15 protein-coding genes are annotated in these 15,859 nt (G+C 66.2%); 10 read left to right on the plus strand and 5 right to left on the minus strand.

What is annotated here, in order from left to right; translation table 11 throughout:
* On the minus strand, positions 1-1,466 hold a 1,466-nt coding region (locus tag QZY06_RS21220; RefSeq protein WP_295688026.1), incomplete at its 3' end, for a winged helix-turn-helix domain-containing protein.
* 233 nt (positions 1,467-1,699) lie between these two features.
* On the opposite strand from QZY06_RS21220, the gene QZY06_RS21225 reads away from it, so the two are divergent.
* From QZY06_RS21225 to QZY06_RS21240, 4 genes are all read left to right on the plus strand, one after another.
* Positions 1,700-2,665 carry a hypothetical protein gene (locus QZY06_RS21225; RefSeq protein ID WP_295688028.1) on the plus strand — a complete coding sequence of 322 codons (966 nt, stop codon included), beginning with the start codon at positions 1,700-1,702 and terminating at the stop codon, positions 2,663-2,665.
* 8 nt (positions 2,666-2,673) lie between these two features.
* On the plus strand, positions 2,674-3,435 hold the full coding sequence (locus tag QZY06_RS21230; protein ID WP_295688031.1) for a hypothetical protein: 762 nt from the start codon (positions 2,674-2,676) through the stop codon (positions 3,433-3,435).
* A 36-nt stretch (positions 3,436-3,471) separates the two neighbouring features.
* Complete coding sequence (locus QZY06_RS21235) at positions 3,472-3,771, plus strand: hypothetical protein (protein ID WP_295688033.1); 300 nt, start codon at positions 3,472-3,474, stop codon at positions 3,769-3,771.
* Between the two features lie 81 nt (positions 3,772-3,852).
* Positions 3,853-4,356 carry a hypothetical protein gene (locus QZY06_RS21240; RefSeq protein WP_295688036.1) on the plus strand — a complete coding sequence of 168 codons (504 nt, stop codon included), beginning with the start codon at positions 3,853-3,855 and terminating at the stop codon, positions 4,354-4,356.
* A 70-nt stretch (positions 4,357-4,426) separates the two neighbouring features.
* On the opposite strand, the gene QZY06_RS21245 is transcribed toward QZY06_RS21240, so the two are convergent.
* The gene (locus QZY06_RS21245; RefSeq protein ID WP_295688039.1) at positions 4,427-5,278 is read right to left on the minus strand and encodes a metal-dependent hydrolase; all 852 of its coding nucleotides are present in this window, start codon (positions 5,276-5,278) and stop codon (positions 4,427-4,429) included.
* Positions 5,279-5,404: 126 nt separating this feature from the next.
* Between QZY06_RS21245 and QZY06_RS21250 the strand changes: the two genes are divergently transcribed.
* Positions 5,405-6,268 (plus strand): MerR family transcriptional regulator, encoded by an 864-nt coding sequence (locus tag QZY06_RS21250; RefSeq protein WP_295688043.1) that lies wholly within the window; start codon positions 5,405-5,407, stop codon positions 6,266-6,268.
* Between the two features lie 15 nt (positions 6,269-6,283).
* Here QZY06_RS21250 and QZY06_RS21255 read toward each other — a convergent pair whose 3' ends face one another.
* Positions 6,284-6,994: a glycerophosphodiester phosphodiesterase family protein gene (locus tag QZY06_RS21255; RefSeq protein WP_295688045.1), complete on the minus strand. Its 711-nt coding sequence runs from the start codon at positions 6,992-6,994 to the stop codon at positions 6,284-6,286.
* Between the two features lie 198 nt (positions 6,995-7,192).
* Here QZY06_RS21255 and QZY06_RS21260 point away from each other — a divergent pair, with 198 nt between their 5' ends.
* The gene (locus QZY06_RS21260) at positions 7,193-8,464 is read left to right on the plus strand and encodes a hypothetical protein (protein ID WP_295688047.1); all 1,272 of its coding nucleotides are present in this window, start codon (positions 7,193-7,195) and stop codon (positions 8,462-8,464) included.
* 40 nt (positions 8,465-8,504) lie between these two features.
* On the opposite strand, the gene pyk is transcribed toward QZY06_RS21260, so the two are convergent.
* The gene (gene pyk, locus QZY06_RS21265) at positions 8,505-9,929 is read right to left on the minus strand and encodes a pyruvate kinase (protein WP_367275707.1); all 1,425 of its coding nucleotides are present in this window, start codon (positions 9,927-9,929) and stop codon (positions 8,505-8,507) included.
* 109 nt (positions 9,930-10,038) lie between these two features.
* Between pyk and purT the strand changes: the two genes are divergently transcribed.
* A complete protein-coding gene (gene purT, locus QZY06_RS21270) occupies positions 10,039-11,253 on the plus strand; it encodes a formate-dependent phosphoribosylglycinamide formyltransferase (protein WP_295688051.1) in 1,215 nt (404 codons plus the stop codon).
* 105 nt (positions 11,254-11,358) lie between these two features.
* On the opposite strand, the gene QZY06_RS21275 is transcribed toward purT, so the two are convergent.
* Positions 11,359-12,183, minus strand: coding sequence for a CmcJ/NvfI family oxidoreductase (locus QZY06_RS21275; RefSeq protein WP_295688053.1), 825 nt, complete (start codon positions 12,181-12,183; stop codon positions 11,359-11,361).
* A 180-nt stretch (positions 12,184-12,363) separates the two neighbouring features.
* Between QZY06_RS21275 and QZY06_RS21280 the strand changes: the two genes are divergently transcribed.
* The 3 genes from QZY06_RS21280 to QZY06_RS21290 all read left to right on the plus strand — a co-directional run bounded on the left by QZY06_RS21280 (position 12,364) and on the right by QZY06_RS21290 (position 15,696).
* Entirely contained in the window at positions 12,364-12,990 is a 627-nt protein-coding gene (locus QZY06_RS21280; RefSeq protein ID WP_295688055.1) for a putative 2OG-Fe(II) oxygenase, read from the plus strand.
* Positions 12,991-13,010: 20 nt separating this feature from the next.
* On the plus strand, positions 13,011-13,433 hold the full coding sequence (locus QZY06_RS21285; RefSeq protein ID WP_295688058.1) for a copper chaperone PCu(A)C: 423 nt from the start codon (positions 13,011-13,013) through the stop codon (positions 13,431-13,433).
* 220 nt (positions 13,434-13,653) lie between these two features.
* Positions 13,654-15,696, plus strand: coding sequence for a hypothetical protein (locus QZY06_RS21290; protein WP_295688063.1), 2,043 nt, complete (start codon positions 13,654-13,656; stop codon positions 15,694-15,696).
* The last annotated feature ends 163 nt before the right edge of the window (positions 15,697-15,859 follow it).

The raw sequence follows: 15,859 nt of genomic DNA on the forward strand, positions 1-15,859 counted from the left end.
CCGGCACCGGCGGCACCGAGCAGGTCATCGGTCAGGAAGCGGTTCGAAGCTTCGGCGAGCGCGGCCTGCTGATGCGCCTCGTCGCGGGCCAGGCTGGCCCGGCGGGCCTGCCACAGGCTGACCGCCAGCCCGATCACCAGCACGGCGGCGGCGGCGAGCATCCACGGCCGCCGTGTCCGGCTGCGTTCGAGCCGGCGTTCGGCGAGTGCTGCGCGAGTCTCGGCATCGTGCAGCCGGTCTGCGGTCTCGCGGCGACGATCGCGCTCGCGCAGCCGCTGGATCAGGGCGGCGACCGTTTCCAGCCGCTGCTGCGGCTGGCCGGCAGTTGCCGCCGCGATATCGGCGCGGGCCAGCGGATCGGCGATGTCCTGCTCCCAGCCGGTCGCCATCGGCCGCTTCAGATCGCCGACCAGCAGCTGGTACAGGATCAGGCCGAGGGCGTAGACATCGCTCTGCACGGTCGGACTCCGGCCGGCGATCAGCTCCGGTGCCAGATACAGCGGCGTGCCGCTGGCGTCGGTCGCGGCGTCGGCCACCGTGAAGCCGAGCCGGGTGATGCCGAGCGCTTCGAGGCGCTCCGGCTCCAGCAGCCCGCCACTGCCGAAATCGCCGAGTTTCGGCTGCCAGACGGGCTCGCCGGTCGCCGACGGATGCCGTGCGATCAGCACATTGGCCGGCTTCAGGTCCTTGTGCAGCACGCCGACCGAATGGGCAGCGGCAACGGCCTCCGCGATGGCCAGGAACAAGGCGATTCGCGCCTCGCTGCCGAGCGCGGCGAGATGACCCTGCGCGGCCCAGGCGGCGAGATCGCTGCCGCCGTCCTCGCATTCGAGAAAGAACGGGGCTGACTCGAAGTTCCAGTCGAGCAGGCGGATCAGATCGTCGCGGGCGCCCAGCGTTTCGCGGAGCAGCCGGGCCAAGGTTGCTTCGCGCTTCAGCGCCGCCAGCCGCTCGCCATCCCGGCTGAACTTGTAGATGCGCGATTCGCCAGTCTTCGGATGGCGCGCGCGCCAGACTTCGGCGCCGGCATTGCTGCCGAGCAGCGCTTCCAGCCGGAAGCTGTCGCGTCCCGGCACTGGCGCGCCCGGCGCCAGCGCCAGCTCGCTCTTGAGCAGACGCCCGACCGTCGAACGTTCCACCGGCCCGACCAGCCGATAGCCGATCCGCGGCAAGGTGATGAGCCGCGAGCCTTCCACTTCGCCGAGTGCCTTGCGCAGCTTGGTGACGGCATTGGCCAGCACGTTATCGACGGTCGGCCGGCCGGCCCATACCGAGTCCAGAAGCTCCTCGCGGGTGACGACTTCATCCGGATGGCGCAGCAGTTCGGCGAGCAGCTGCAGCGGCCGTTGTTCGAGCTCGACCAAGGTGCCGTCGACGCTCAGCGTCTGCCGCGCTTCGTCGAATTCCACCGCGCCGAAACGGTAGCGGTACAGCGGCGTGTCGCGGCGCGGCGCATTGGCTTCCATGGGGTCGGTATTCAGTCCGCGCTCGGGCGACGTCGTGTTTATCGCGTGCCTCGCGGCGATCGGTCAACAGGGCGTCGCCCGGCGCTACGAGCCGGCGCCTAGCGATGGATTTAGAGCATTGACTGTGCAGGGAAATTCCAGCCGTTAGGGTTCCGTTAGCGCGCGGTTATGACAGGCAGCTGGCGGCGGATGCCCACTGCAGCCCCGTCACCCCACCGCAGAGGCCGCCCGCCATGATGCCCAGCCGCCGTTCCTGTCCGAGCCCCCGTCCGCAGCGTGGCCGCACCGCTGTCGCACTTGCCATCGCCCTGCTGCTCGCCGCCTGCGGCAAGAGCGGCAGCCCCGGCAGTCAGCCCGGCGCCGCGGCGGCACCTGCCAGTGCCGAACGGGCGGGCGATGGCCTGCCCGAGGTCGACTGTCCGGCGAGGATCAAGAGCAAGGTCGACGGTCCTGACATCGCCGGCCTGAAGCTCGGCCTGACCCGCGACGAAGCGCTGAACCTGACGCGCTGCGCGCAGAAGAACGCGGTGGTGGTCAACGAGGATCGCTTCTTCTCCGAGCTGAACACCGGCGCGATGAAGCTCGGCCCGCAGCAGTTCACCGTGCAGTCCGGCGAAACCGCCGAGTGCAAGTACAAGAGCATGGCCGACATGCAGGCCTGCGGCCTCGGCAACCGGGTCTGGAAGCACGTCGACGAAACGGTGACCGTGGCAACCCCCGGCGTGCCGGGGCGCGAGACTGCAGTCGGCATCTGGCGCACGCAGTACTACCGGCCCGGCGAACAGCCCGCTGCCGAGGCGGTGCAGCAGGCGCTGATCGCCAAGTACGGCACGCCACAGCGCACCCAGAAGAACGATGGCGGCAACCGTCCCTGGGTGCAGATCTGGTGGCTCAGCGATCCCAGCGGCCAGCCGATCTCGGCCCAGAATCCGCTCGCCACGCGTTGCCCGACGATCAATGCCCGCGGCGACGTTCATCAGGGCTGGAGCGAAGCCTGCGGCATGACCGTCGCCGCGATGATCAATCTGGCGCCGGACAATCCGCTGCTGGTCAACGAACTGAGCGTCGGCATGGCCGACCAGGCCAAGCTTTACGCCTACGGCACGGCGATGCAGGACGAAATCCTGGCGCTGGAGCAGCAGCGCCAGCAGAACGAACTGAAGGCGGCCCAGCAGGGCGCTGCGGCGCCGAAGCTGTGAGCGGCGTGATGTTGCCAACGCTTCCCGGCCCGGCCGCGCTTGCTGCGCTGACGACGCTGGCCCTGCTCGCCGGCTGCGGAAAATCGGCCAGTCCGGCGGCACCGCCAGCGGCCGTGTATGGCGCCGCCCCGGCCGCCTCGCCGGTGCCCGCGCCAACGGCGTCTGCCGCTTCATCGTCCGATCCGTCGCCGTCATCAGCGCCGGGCGCCGTCGGTACCGGGACGCTGGACTATCCGGACAACCTGCAATTGCTGCTGCTCGCCTACCGGCTCGCCGGCCAGACGCCGCCGCTGGATGCCTGGGCGGCGCAAGCGCCGACGGTGCGGACGGCTGACGAGTTCTCGCGCGCCGCAGCATTGAAGGCCGAGCTGGAGCGGCTGGAGGCGATCGCCGCATCGACCGCCGACGCCGGCTTCCTGAAGCTGAAGACCGATTGCAACCTGAGTGAGTACGACGCCGGCCGCGGTGGCTACTACCTGCCGGCCTTCGAGCCAGGCGTCAGCTACAGCTTCGAGGCTTACGGCGAGAAATTCGCGCTGCAGCTCGGCAACAGCGCCGATGCCTATCTCTGGCCGCTGACGCCGGACGCTGCCCGCGAAGCGCTGCGCAGGGCCGGCATGCGCGCCGTCGACGTCGACATGCGCATCGCCATCGGCCGCGCCACGCGCCGTGCCAGCGGCCTGCTGATCGAAGGCCGGGTCCTCGATTACCGCGTGATCAGCCGCCAGTACGGCAATCCGGCGCAGCTCGGCGCCGTGGTCCTGCGCTGAAACCGCCCGAACCTTCGTCCACCAGGAGACATCGCCATGAAGAAAACCGCTTTGCATCTGCTGCTGATCGCCACGCTCGCCGCTTGCGGCAGCGGCGGTCTGTCCGGTGAGTACGGCAGCGTCAACGAGATCAACGGCCGCTGGGACACGCTGTACACGTTCAAGGGCAATCAGGTCGAGATCGATCTGCTCGGCAACATCCAGGTGGGCAGCTTCAAGGTCGAGGACGGCAAGGTCTACATCACCTTCGCCGGCCAGACCCAGGCGATGCACATCGACGACAGCGGCTGCATCGACGGCGGCCTGCTGCTAGGCCGCGCCTGCAAGAAATCCTGAACCCGACGTTCGGCCCCCGATACGCCGATCGCGACCCATGCCGTGCTCTTACTCGCTTTTCCACGCAACCGGATGTGAACGATGACCAAATACTGCGGTGAAATCTCTGTCGGTGCGGTTGACGGTGGCGGCACGGTATCGGCCGGCAGCCGCGACCCCATGACGGGCCACTACAACCCCGGCTTCACGGTTCCGGTGGCCGTGGAACTGATCAGCTTCCGCATCGGCACGACTTTCTTTCGGAAAATACGGCTCTGTCAGGCGTTCGTGTCGCAGTTCGTCCACCCCGGCGACCATGCCTGCATCTATGTCTTCAAGCAGTTGGGAATCACCAACGTCATCATCGGCATCAAGTCCAGCCAGTTTCCGTCCTACGCGATCAGCCGGCGGCGCATGGTGCTGATGGTGTTCGCGCAATACCTGTTCGGCGTGTTGCTGGGCATCATTCCCGCGCTGGTCCTGCTCGGCTGGCTCAGCCCGGTGCTGGCGATCCTGGCGACATTCGCGCTGCCGACCTACGGAGCCTGGACGCTGGTCGAGGCGTACAAGGAAATGAGCGCCGATTTCGCTGCCGCACCAGCCTGACGCCGCGTCGCCGCGCACGAAAAAGGCCGGACGAGGTGAACTCGTCCGGCCCGGTTTCAACGAGTCCGGATCAGGCAGCCGCGGCTAACTTAGGCGACTTCTTCGCCGGCACGCCGTACTGCTCGTTGATCGCCTCGATCTGGTTCAGGAAGTGGCGGTTGTCGTGATCCCAGGGATGGAAGCCCGGCTTGAAGTAGTCCAGCCAGGGCAGCGCGATGCCGCGCAGGCCGCCGGATGGGCCGAGCATGAACCAGGTGAACTTGGCCCATTCGCGCGGCCCTTTCTTCGTTGTCTTGTCGGCGATCAGCATGCGCGCCATCGCCGCGGCGATCAGCGACAGGAAGACGCTGGTGATCACCACCAGCGTGGAGGTGCGCAGCAGGTAGGCGGACAGGGTCTTGCCCATCATCTTCGAGTAGACATCGAAAGCCACGGCCTTGTGCTCGGTTTCCTCGAGCGCATGCCACTGCCACATCGCCGTCATCGTCGGGTTGCTGCCCTCGATCAGTTCCGGCTTGCGCAGCAGCAGATCGCCGTAGATCGCGGTGAAGTGCTCCAGCGCGATGGTGATCGACAGCTGCGCCGGCTCCGGCAGGCGTTTGGCCGCTTCGATGATCTTGAAGATGCTCTGCACCAGCTCTTCGGCCGGCATGCCCTGCTCGGCGAGGCGTTCGTTGTATTCCTCGTGCTCGCGGCCGTGCATCGCTTCCTGGCCGATGAAGCCGGTGACTTGGGCTTTCAGCTCCGGATCGGTGATCTGGTCGCGGTAATGACGCAGGGAATGGATGAAGAAGCGCTCGCCGTCCGGGAAGAACAGCGACAGCGTATTCATGTAGGCGCTGACCAGCGGACCATTGGCATTCCAGGTCTTCAGATCGACATCGGCCAGCTTGAACTGCAGATCGCGGCGGACGGGCATCATGGTGCGGCTCCTCGGTGTGTTCGGGTCAGCGGTACTCGACTGAAACTGTGACATTGATTGATGTCACAGTGCAATAGTAACAATGCCAGCAAGGAGGCTGTCAAGCGGCCTGTGTCGATCGGTATGATGGCGACCATGAAAGGCATTCTCGGCCGCTTGTCGTCGCTTTCCTTACCCGAACTGGGGAGGGCAACTGCCGTGCCCGTGCCGCCGGTGGGGCCCGAATACACGATCGACCAGCTGGCGCGGCAGGCCAACACCACGGTGCGCAACGTCCGCGCCTATCAGGATCGCGGCATCATTCCGCCGCCCGAGCGGCGCGGCCGGGCCGGCGTCTACAACGCCGATCATCTGTCGCGCCTGCGCATCGTCGGCCAGCTGCTGGCCCGCGGTTACACGCTGTCGTCGATCGGCGAGCTGATCGAAGCGCTCGACCAGGGCCAGAACCTGGCGCAGGTGATCGGCATCGAATCGGCCGTCGCCAGCCCCTGGAGCGACGAGCAGCCGGTCACGTTCACCTTGCAGGATCTGGTCAAGCTGTTCGACGGCAATTTCGATCCGCGGCTGCTGGCCAGCGTCGTCGATCTGGAAATCCTGCAACAGCAGGGCGGCAAATTCGTCGCCCCCAGCCCGAAGATGATCCACGCCGCGTCCGAGCTGGTGCGAATCGGCATTCCGCTGGCCGACATGCTCAACGTCGTCGGCCTGCTGCGGGCCAATGTCGAACGCGCCGCCGAAGCGATGGTGCAGCTGATCGACCGGCATCTGCTCGACAAGTACGGCGACGGCCTGCCGCCGCCCGAGGAATCCGCCGAGATCGGCGATCTGATCTGGCGCCTGCGGCCGCTGGTGGAAATGGCCGTGCACGCCGAAGTCTCGCGAGCGATGCAGCGGGCCGCCAGCCAGCATCTCGGCGATCGCCTCAGCCATGTGCTGGAGCAGTTCGAGCGCAGCCGTCAGGCTGCTCAGCCGGTCGACGACGACGCCTGAGTTGCGGGCGAGGCTTCAGCCCGCCGTTATCGCCAGCGCCCGGTCCGGGTAATCGCTGAACACGCCGTCGACGCCCATCCCGCGCAGCATGCGCATCTCGGCCGGATCGTTGACCGTGTAGACGAATACCTTGATGCCATGCTTGTGGGCATCCTCGATCAGGCGCGGATCGACGAACTCGGATGACAGGTTCAGGGTCGCCGCGCCCAGTTCCACCGCGCAGCCGGCCCAGTCCAGCGGCACGCCGCAGATCAAGGCACCGATCGGGATTTCCGGTGCGTACTGCTTGAACTCCCAGAGCTCAGGCAGGTGGAACGAGGAGACCAGGAACTTTTCCGGAGGCCAGCCCGCTTCGAGATAGCTGCGGATCACGCTGGCCACCGCTTCGCCGGTGCCGCCGGCGCTCTTCAGTTCGATGTTGACGCCGACCTGCTGCTCGACCAGATCGAGCACCTCGGTGAGCGTCGGAATCTGCTGGCCCTGGCCGGCATCCAGCGCCCGCAACATGCCGAGCGACTGGCTGGCCAGAAAGCCCTGGCCGTTGGTGGTGCGATCCAGCGTCAGGTCATGGAACACCAGCAGCTCGCCGGAATCGTGCAGCTGCACGTCGAACTCGACCCAGGGCGCGCCCAGGCGGATCGCGGTGTCGATCGCCAGCAAGGTGTTCTCCGGTGCGTGCCCGCGGGCACCCCGATGACCGATCACGGTGAACTCGTTCGCGTACATGACGGTCTCGTCTAAAGGTGGCCAATTGATACTTTACGCTCCGCCGTCAGCCTCCGGATCGGGCCGTTCAAACCGGCATGTGCTGGCGTCGAAAAGATCTTGGACGGCGTCGCAGCATGCCGATAGTGTTTATTTTTCAAAGGGTTGGTTCGTGTTCGGCCAGCGTCCTCATAACGACTCCCACGGAAAGGATCCGCCATGACCGTGACCTCGCTCCGCGATGACCAGCACCGCCCGATCCGATCGGCAGCCCACCCTTCTGGCCTTTGGCAGGCGGCGACGACGCTGCTCAGCCTGCTGGCTGCGTCGCTGCTGGTACCCGCCCAAGCCCAAGTCCTGACCGCCGGCCTGACCGGCTGTGACTGGCACGAAGCGCCGATCAAGCTCGCCTATCCGGAAACCAACGCCCGCTATTACCAGGCCGATCTGCCGGTGCGGCCGCCGGCCGGCTCGCGCATCCGCATCGAGGGTCAATATCCGGCGACGCGCTATTTCTCGTTCCAGATCTACGATTCGAGCTATGCGCCGATCGATGATCTGAGCGATTACCTGATCGTTGCCGACCGCGGCAGCCAGTCGACCCTGCTTGGTCCGACCACGGGCAATCCCGATGTCGAACCCGGTGGCCGTTACACCGCCTACGTGAAGTACGGCGCGGTGCCGAAGACCCGGCAACGCAACACCCTGTACACCGATGACAGCATCGGCACCTCGCGCCGGTACCAGCTGACGATGCGCACCTATCTGGAAGACCAGCGGGTGCCGCTACCGAAACTGGTGCTGGAAACGCCGAACGGCGACCGGCCGATCGGCGTTGGCCTGTGCCGGCCGCCGATCAGTCTGCCGCCGCTCGAAGAACCGTCCCTGACGCCGCCGGTGAGCGGCGTGGTCAGCCTGCTCGGCTCGCGCCGCGTGCCCTTCGAAGTGTTCTACGGCGCGCAGAACGGCGACAGCGAGTTCGGCCTGAATCAGAACGCCGCCTACATGTCGGCGACCGTGCGCAACGTCGGCGAGCTGATCCTGATCCGCGGCCGGGCACCGACATTCCGCGACCGTGACGGCCGCGTACCGCTGCTGCCCGACGTGCGCTACTGGTCGTTCTGCCAGAACGCCAAGGTGCTGACCACGGTGATCGCCTGCCGGGCCGATCGCGAGATTCCGGTCGATGCCCGAGGCAATTACCACATCGTGGTGGCCGACGGCGCGGCCGAGCGCCTGCCGAAGAACAGCGGCTATGCGGCCCTGCCGTTCGGTCCCGTGGTGCTCGGCTTCCTGATCTATCGCCAGCTGCTGCCGGACCCCGATTTCGTCGGCGCCATCGGCGCCGTGCCGCGCGGCACGTCACCGCAGGATGTGATCGGCGACTACACGCCGATCGCCACCTACTGCCCGCCGGCGCTGTTCGAGGCCCGAGTCAGGGCCGGCGACACGCCGTACCAGGTGTTCGCCGCCTGCGCCGCGGCGCCCTGAATCGGGCGCTCAGGGGCGCCCTCAATCCACTTGGACGGCTTCAGGCGATGCTGACGATCTTCATCGTGTTGGTGCCGCCGAGCTCGCCGGTGAGATCGCCGCGGGTCAGCAGCACGCGGTCACCGGTGCCGATGACCTTGCGGTACTTCAGGCAGTCGATCGCTTCCCGCTCGGCCTGCATCGCATCGGCGGTCGATGGATCGAAGGCCACCGGGTAAACGCCGCGGCACATCGACATTTTGCGGCGCGTGGTTTCGTGGCGGGTCAGCGCGTAGACCGGGATCGTCGTATCGGTGCGCGACACCATCATCGCCGTCGAGCCGGATTCGGTCAGGGACACGATCGCCTTCGCCTGCATATGCTGCGCAGTCCAGGTGGTGGCCATCGCCACTGCTTCGTCGACCCGGCCGAAATGCGCGTCCATGGTCCGCTGCGAACGCTCGCGCGACGGCATTGCCCGCTCCGCACCCAGGCAGACGCGGGCCATCGCTTCGATGGTCTTGACCGGCCAACGGCCAGTTGCGGTCTCGGCCGAGAGCATCACCGCATCGGTGCCGTCCATCACCGCATTGGCGACATCGAGCACTTCGGCGCGGGTGGGAATCGGATTGACGATCATCGATTCCATCATCTGCGTGGCGGTGATCACCATGCGGTTCGCTTCGCGCGACGCGGCGATGATCTTCTTCTGCCAGCCCGGCAGTTCGGCATCGCCGATCTCCACGCCGAGATCGCCGCGGGCGACCATCACCACATCGCTGGCTGCGATGATCTCCTCGAGATTCGGCAGCGCTTCAGCGCGCTCGATCTTGGCGACCAGGAACGCCGAACCGCCGGCTGCGTTCATCAGCGCGCGCGCCTCGTCCATGTCCGCCGCCGAGCGCGGGAACGACACGGCGATGAAATCCGCACCGATCGAGATCGCGTGGATCAGGTCTTCGCGGTCCTTGTCGGTCAGTGCCGCGGCGGACAGACCACCGCCCTGCTTGTTGATGCCCTTGCGGTTCGACAGGATGCCGCCGAGCACGACGACGGTATCGATGCGAGTGCCTTCGACCGCCGTCACCCGCAAGGTGATCGCGCCATCGTTGAGCAGCAGGATGTCGCCTGCCACGGTGTCGCGTGGCAGATCGGCGTAGGCGCAGCCGACTGCGTTGACATCGCCGGCATCGGCGCCGATCGAGGTATCGAGCACGAAGGCCGCACCCTCGATCAGTTCCACCGGTCCGTTGGCGAAGCTTTCGATGCGGATCTTCGGGCCCTGCAGGTCGGCGAGGATGCCGATGTCGTAGCCCATCTCGTGAGCGGCGGCGCGGACGGCAGCGGCGCGGCGGGCGTGATCGCTGGCCTTGCCATGCGAGTAGTTGAGGCGGACCACATCGACACCGGCGATCAGCAGCCGCTTCAGCACGGCGGGGTCATCGGTGGCCGGGCCGAGCGTGGCGAGAATCTTGGTACGACGAATCATGGCAGCTTGGTTCTAGTTAGGGCTGACTGGCGGCGCAGTGTGACGAGCGCCTGTGACAGTATTCTCCCCCTTCTCGGCCCCGATGCACGAATACGTTTCCCCGAATATGCACACGACAACCGCTACCGTCCTCGGCACCCCGCTCGCTCCCAATGCCACCCGCGTCATGCTGCTGGGCGCTGGCGAACTCGGCAAGGAAGTAGTCATCGAGCTGCAGCGGCTCGGCGTCGAAACCATCGCCGTCGATCGCTATGCGAACGCGCCGGCGATGCAGGTCGCCCATCGCAGCCACGTGATCAAGATGCTCGACGGCGCCGAGCTGCGCCGGGTCATCGCGCTGGAAAAACCGCATTACATCGTTCCCGAGATCGAAGCGATCCACACGGTGACCCTGCAGGAGCTGGAAGCCGAAGGTGTTGCCACGGTGATCCCCACCGCCCGCGCCGCGCGCCTGACCATGGACCGCGAAGGCATCCGCCGCCTCGCCGCCGAAGCGCTGCGCCTGCCGACCTCGCCGTATCGCTTCGCCGACAACTGGGACGATTACGCGGCGGCCGTCGCCGCGATCGGCATTCCCTGCGTGGTCAAGCCGATCATGTCCTCGTCCGGCAAGGGCCAGAGCACGATCAAAAGCCAGGCCGATGTGAAGAAGGCCTGGGATTACGCGCAGGCCGGCGGTCGCGCCGGAGCCGGCCGGGTGATCATCGAAGGCTTCATCCCGTTCGATTACGAAATCACCTTGCTGACCGTGCGCAGCCTCGGGGCCGATGGCGCGATCCAGACCCGCTTCTGCGCGCCGATCGGCCATTTGCAGATCGACGGCGATTACCGCGAATCCTGGCAGCCGCACCCGATGTCGCCCGCTGCGCTGAAGAAGGCCGAAGCGATCGCCGAGGCAGTCACCGCCAACCTCGGCGGCCGCGGTCTGTTCGGCGTCGAGTTGTTCGTCAAGGGCGATGACGTGATCTTCAGCGAAGTGTCGCCACGCCCGCACGACACCGGCCTGGTCACCCTGATCTCGCAGGACCTGCCGCAGTTCTCGCTGCACGCCCGGGCGATCCTCGGCCTGCCGATTCCGAGCATTCGCCAGCGCGGTGCGGCGGCGTCTTGCGCGCTACTGTTCGAGGGCGAAGTGATTGCGCCGCGCTATACCGGCCTGGCCGAAGCGCTGGCCGATCCGGATACCCAGCTACGCCTGTTCGGCAAGCCGGAAATCTCCGGCCGCCGACGCATGGGCGTGACTCTGGCGCTGGCCGCCACGGTCGACCAGGCGCGTGCCAAGGCGCGCAAGGCGGCTGCGGCGATCAAGCTGGCGCCTTGAGCCAAGGTCCCTGTCATGCCCGCGAAGGCGGGCATCCAGTTGTCCGGCTTCCAGCGGTTCGCTAACGTCAAAACTAGATTCCCGCCTCCGCGGGAATGACGTGATCTAGAAGAACGCCATCACCCGCACTTCGATGCTTTCACGCGGCTTGGCGTCAGGCGCGGTGTGCGGATGCTCGAAAGCGCTGTGGAACATGAAGCGGGCGCGGCCGTCGGTTTCGCTGTCGTAGGTTTTCAGCAGCAGCGCCTGGCTGGCGTCCATGCCGGGAAAGTAGGTCCAGCGATGCGCCGGGTTGGCGCGCATCACGTGGATCTCGCCGGTGCGCTCGCGATATTTCAGATCCATCGTCAGCAGATCTTCCGGCACTTGCGTGCTGGCATCGCACATCGCCAGCGGTAGTTCCTCGACAGGGGCACGCAGCGGCTTCCAGACGTTGTAGAAGGCGACGCGTCGGGTCAGCAGCGCGTCGGCCTCGGCCGGCAGCAGGTCGCGCAGGCGTTGCGGGCCGCTCTTCTCGGTGTAATCGCTGTGCACCACCAGCACCGCCGGCCGCTGCACGGTGGTCTGGGCGCTGAGATCGGCCGGCAGGCGCTTGCGGATCGTGTGATCGAACACTTCGACTCGCTGTGCGCTGGTATGCTCTTTCACGTAGGCGATGATCTGCGCATAGAACGCCGACTTGATCGCGGCATCGTCCTCGAAGCTCGTGAAGCCGGGTGCGAAGTCGTGCAGCTCGAAGCCTTCGCGATCGACGGAGAACGCGGAAGCGCGCGGCCAGCCGTCGTGGATCAGTACGTCGCGGGCTTCGGTGCCGGGCAGGTTCGGTACTACCGAAGGGTCCGGCTCGTAGAAGTAAGTGTCGAGGCGGCGACCGTTGTCGGCGCTGTAATTCATCGTGGCGCGCACGGAAGCATGGGCGGCAGCGGTCATCGGACGAAACTCCTTCTTCAGTTGCAGCAAGTGCAGCGAACTTCAGTCGATTGAGGCGACTGGACGATTCTAAAGAGCGCGGCCGGCAACCGGCAGTCGGCGCAGCCCCTGCCATGGAACTGTCATCAGCCGGGCTCAGGCTGCGCATCCCGAGTCCTCGTGACGTTTCCGCCTCGTTCGATGAGCCAGATCTGCGGCCTGTTTGCCACGCCCCTGATGCGCTTCGAGCGTCTGCTGCCGGGCCCGCTGGTGCAGGCGCTGATCGCGCGCCACGCCGATACGGCGGTCAAGCGCAACACCCAGGACAGCCGGCTGACTCACACCGAAATCCTCACCGAGCAGACCTCGCCGGAGCTGATCCAGCTGCGCAGCCTGCTGACCCCGAAGCTGGCCGAATTCGGTGAACTGCTGTTCGGCGAGAAGCTGGCCTGGTCGATCAAGGAGTTGTGGCTGAACGTGCTCGAAGCCGGCGGCCATCAGGCGATCCACAACCACGCGAACTGCTTCGTGTCCGGCGTGCTGTACCTGACGCCGACCCATCCCTCGGCGAGCACGGTGTTCGTCAAGGCGCTGGGCGGCAACGGCTATGTGTTCGCCAATGCCCATCGCAATACCCGCCCCGGTCCGTTCAACTCGGACAAGTGGATGGCCCCGGAAGCCGCGCCCGGCGATCTGATCCTGTTCCCCAGCCATCTGCTGCACGAGGTGCCGGCCAATCAGGGCGGCCGGCGCATCACGCTGGCCTTCAACGCGATTCCGGAGCGGCTGGATTCCTGGGGTTACGCCCTGCGCTTCGCGCGCGCCTGAGCCTTCCTCGAGAACCCAAGATGCCTTCACGTTTGGCTGCTGCCTGCCTGGCTTTCGCAACGCTGCTGCCGTTCGCGGCCGGGGCCCACGACTACACCACCGGCAAGATGAAAGTGCTGCATCCCTGGACCGATCCGACGCCGGCCGGCACCGCCTCGGCACCGTTGCGGCTGCGGATCGTCGAGATCCAGGCGGACGATCGCCTGCTGGCTGCCGAGACGCCGGTGGCCGCGCGCATCGAAGTGATTCCGGCTGTCGGGGACGTCGAACCCGGCATCGCCTTGGTCAATGGCCGGGATCTGAAACTCGGCGACGAAGGCCCTCGTCTGCGTCTGCACGGCATCAACACCCAGTTGTTCTTCGGCCGCGAATACCCGCTGAACCTGCACTTCGCGAAAGCCGGAATGGTCGAGGCCGGGCTGATCATTTCCGACCCCGAGTGAACGAGATGTGAAGAGTTCGTGCGGCTGCAAGTGAGTGATGCGTAAGACAAAAAACTGATTTCGCACACCTCCCGACGCTTCATCAAAGCTTCACTGAAGCGTCAACTTCGGCCTCTAGCGTCTGCATCTCGCGGGAGGGGCCAGTGGGGCCGGCGCCTGATCGCGAAAGTGCTGCGCCCAAAACCCGAAAAAAACCTAGATTCCTCATCGGAGATTCTCAATGCAACACTCGTTCAAGCCGAACGTCTTTCGCGTGGCCGTGACTGCCGCGTTCGGCGTTGCGGCCGCCGTGGCCGCTACGTCGGTCAGCGCCCAGACGCGCGATCAGGGTCGCTATGTCGTTGGCGATTTCCACAATCACACGACCTGCTCCGATGGCCAGATCTCGGTCCAGAAGCTGGTCAACAAGTCGGTCGATACCTACGGCCTCGACTGGTTCATCCTCGCCGGTCACGGCGGCGGCGGCACCCGCAACTGCACGCTGGCCGACGACGAAACCGTGTTCACGCCGTCCAGCAATCCGTTCGTGCCGGGACAGGGTCCGGACACCACCTGGGCGAATTCGATCGGCATTGGCCGGGTCAAGGGTGACCGCGCCGCCGAGGGCTACATGTTCCGCTGGCAGTCGACGCAGGAATTCGAATATCCGCTGCTCGAAGCGATGGCCGAAGCCAAGCAGAAGCCGATCTTCATCGGTCTCGAATCGGTGGTTGCCGGTCATGAGCACTCCGATACCGCCGTCATCACCGGCCAGCTGCCGGCCACCGGCCGCGGCAATGCCGATCCGGGCGCGCAGTGGGAATACTGCTTCGATCGCGCGGATACCGATCTCAGCCGCGGCGCCGACAACCAGTGGGATTGCACGGTGCCCGGCGGCGCCCGCAACGAGTTCCTCGATGCCCGCGGCCGCAAGCTGACCGGCGCCCAGGACAGCGGCACCCTCGGCCATCTGAAGACGGTGGAAGGCGTGCGCTGGCTGCAGGCCAAGTACCCGACCAGCAGCTACTACATCCCGGCGCATCTCGAGCGTGCCGGCGTGTTCAATCCGAACGGCAGCAACGGCTTCAACATCGAGCATCTGCGCAACTTCAACAACGCCGGCCCGACCGTGGCCTTCGGCTTTGAAGGCGGCCCGGGCCATCAGGCCAGCAACAACCGCAGCTACGGCACCGGCGCCACCGGCGGCGGCACCTACGGCGGCGCTGGCTATTACACCGGCAAGCTCGGCGGCGTCTGGGATGCCCTGCTCGGCGAAGGTCGCAACTGGTGGATCTTCAACAATTCGGACTACCACAGCCGCGGCTCGTTCGGCCCGGATGACCTCCGTTCGACCAGCGATCAGTACCCGGGCGAGTTCAACCGCTCGCACGTGCTGGCCAAGACCGGCGGCAAGGCGCTCACCCCGCAGGCGATCGTCGATGGCATGCGCTCTGGTAACTCGTACTACGTCAACGGCGATCTGATCGACCGTCTGGCGTTCGTCGCCTGCCGCAGCACCGGCGTCAGCGCCGAAGATCAGCTGGCGGCCGTTGCCGCAGTCACCCGCGCAGCCATTCGCAACGAAGGCTTCGAAACCGCGCGCTGCGCCCAGCAGGGCGAAAAGCTGGTGATCAACAAGGGCGAGGAAGTCACCATCGTCGCCGTGCTGCGCGATCCGGAAGGCAGCAACCTGTCGCCGTACACGATCCCGAACCCGTCGCTGCTGCAGGTCGGCATCAACCAGCCGCTGAACCAGCCGGTGCTCGATCACGTTGATCTGATCGCCGGTCTGGTCACTGGCTACATCTCGCCGGACAGCCCGCTGTACGCCGGTGCTGCTCCGGGCGGCGTGGGCGGCGCGCAGGACAGCCCGAACGCGACCAACCCGTCGACGGCCATCCGTGCCACCTACAGCGCGGCCAACTGGACTGCACTGCCGGGCGGTTACAAGGTGATCAAGCAGCGCGTGCCGAACGTTCAGAAGTCGCAGTACATCCGCCTGCGCGGCAGCAACATCCCGGCCGCCGTGCCGAACGAGACCGATGCTGCCGGCAACCCGCTGGTCGACACGCTGGCCAACAACATCACGGTGTTCCCGGATGCCGTGGCCTGCGCTGATCCGACGGCCGCTGCCGCCAACGTCAACTGCCTGACGCATCTGCCGGTGCAGGGCGCTGGTCGCCGTCTGGATGTCGACGTCGAAGCCTTCACCGATCTGTGGTTCTACTCGAACCCGATCTATGTCGAAGTTCGCGGCGGCACCGTGGTTGCCGGCGTGAAGTAAGGCTTTCGGTCGTTGTTAGAGCCGGCTGCGGGCGTTTGCCCGCAGCCGGTTTTTGACGTTGCAGTGTCTTGATGGATTGCTCGTTTCCCTTGAACTCCCCCGCTGTTCCGCTGCCGTCGCCCGCGACGGCTTTGCCATTTCTGCAAGCCGTGCCACGCCCTGC

The sequence above is a fragment of the uncultured Nevskia sp. genome, from assembly GCF_903885465.1.
Taxonomy (GTDB): Bacteria; Pseudomonadota; Gammaproteobacteria; order Nevskiales; family Nevskiaceae; genus Nevskia.

What these genes read in the sequence shown, in the direction of transcription:
- QZY06_RS21235 (WP_295688033.1), top strand. Translation starts at nt 3,472, where the DNA reads ATGAAGAAAACCGCTTTGCATCTGCTGCTGATCGCCACGCTCGCCGCT.
- QZY06_RS21225 (WP_295688028.1), top strand. Translation starts at nt 1,700, where the DNA reads ATGATGCCCAGCCGCCGTTCCTGTCCGAGCCCCCGTCCGCAGCGTGGC.
- purT (WP_295688051.1), top strand. Translation starts at nt 10,039, where the DNA reads ATGCACACGACAACCGCTACCGTCCTCGGCACCCCGCTCGCTCCCAAT.
- QZY06_RS21280 (WP_295688055.1), top strand. Translation starts at nt 12,364, where the DNA reads ATGAGCCAGATCTGCGGCCTGTTTGCCACGCCCCTGATGCGCTTCGAG.
- QZY06_RS21245 (WP_295688039.1), bottom strand. Translation starts at nt 5,278, where the DNA reads ATGATGCCCGTCCGCCGCGATCTGCAGTTCAAGCTGGCCGATGTCGAT.
- QZY06_RS21250 (WP_295688043.1), top strand. Translation starts at nt 5,405, where the DNA reads ATGGCGACCATGAAAGGCATTCTCGGCCGCTTGTCGTCGCTTTCCTTA.
- QZY06_RS21240 (WP_295688036.1), top strand. Translation starts at nt 3,853, where the DNA reads ATGACCAAATACTGCGGTGAAATCTCTGTCGGTGCGGTTGACGGTGGC.
- QZY06_RS21275 (WP_295688053.1), bottom strand. Translation starts at nt 12,183, where the DNA reads ATGACCGCTGCCGCCCATGCTTCCGTGCGCGCCACGATGAATTACAGC.
- QZY06_RS21255 (WP_295688045.1), bottom strand. Translation starts at nt 6,994, where the DNA reads ATGTACGCGAACGAGTTCACCGTGATCGGTCATCGGGGTGCCCGCGGG.
- QZY06_RS21290 (WP_295688063.1), top strand. Translation starts at nt 13,654, where the DNA reads ATGCAACACTCGTTCAAGCCGAACGTCTTTCGCGTGGCCGTGACTGCC.
- QZY06_RS21260 (WP_295688047.1), top strand. Translation starts at nt 7,193, where the DNA reads ATGACCGTGACCTCGCTCCGCGATGACCAGCACCGCCCGATCCGATCG.
- QZY06_RS21230 (WP_295688031.1), top strand. Translation starts at nt 2,674, where the DNA reads ATGTTGCCAACGCTTCCCGGCCCGGCCGCGCTTGCTGCGCTGACGACG.
- QZY06_RS21285 (WP_295688058.1), top strand. Translation starts at nt 13,011, where the DNA reads ATGCCTTCACGTTTGGCTGCTGCCTGCCTGGCTTTCGCAACGCTGCTG.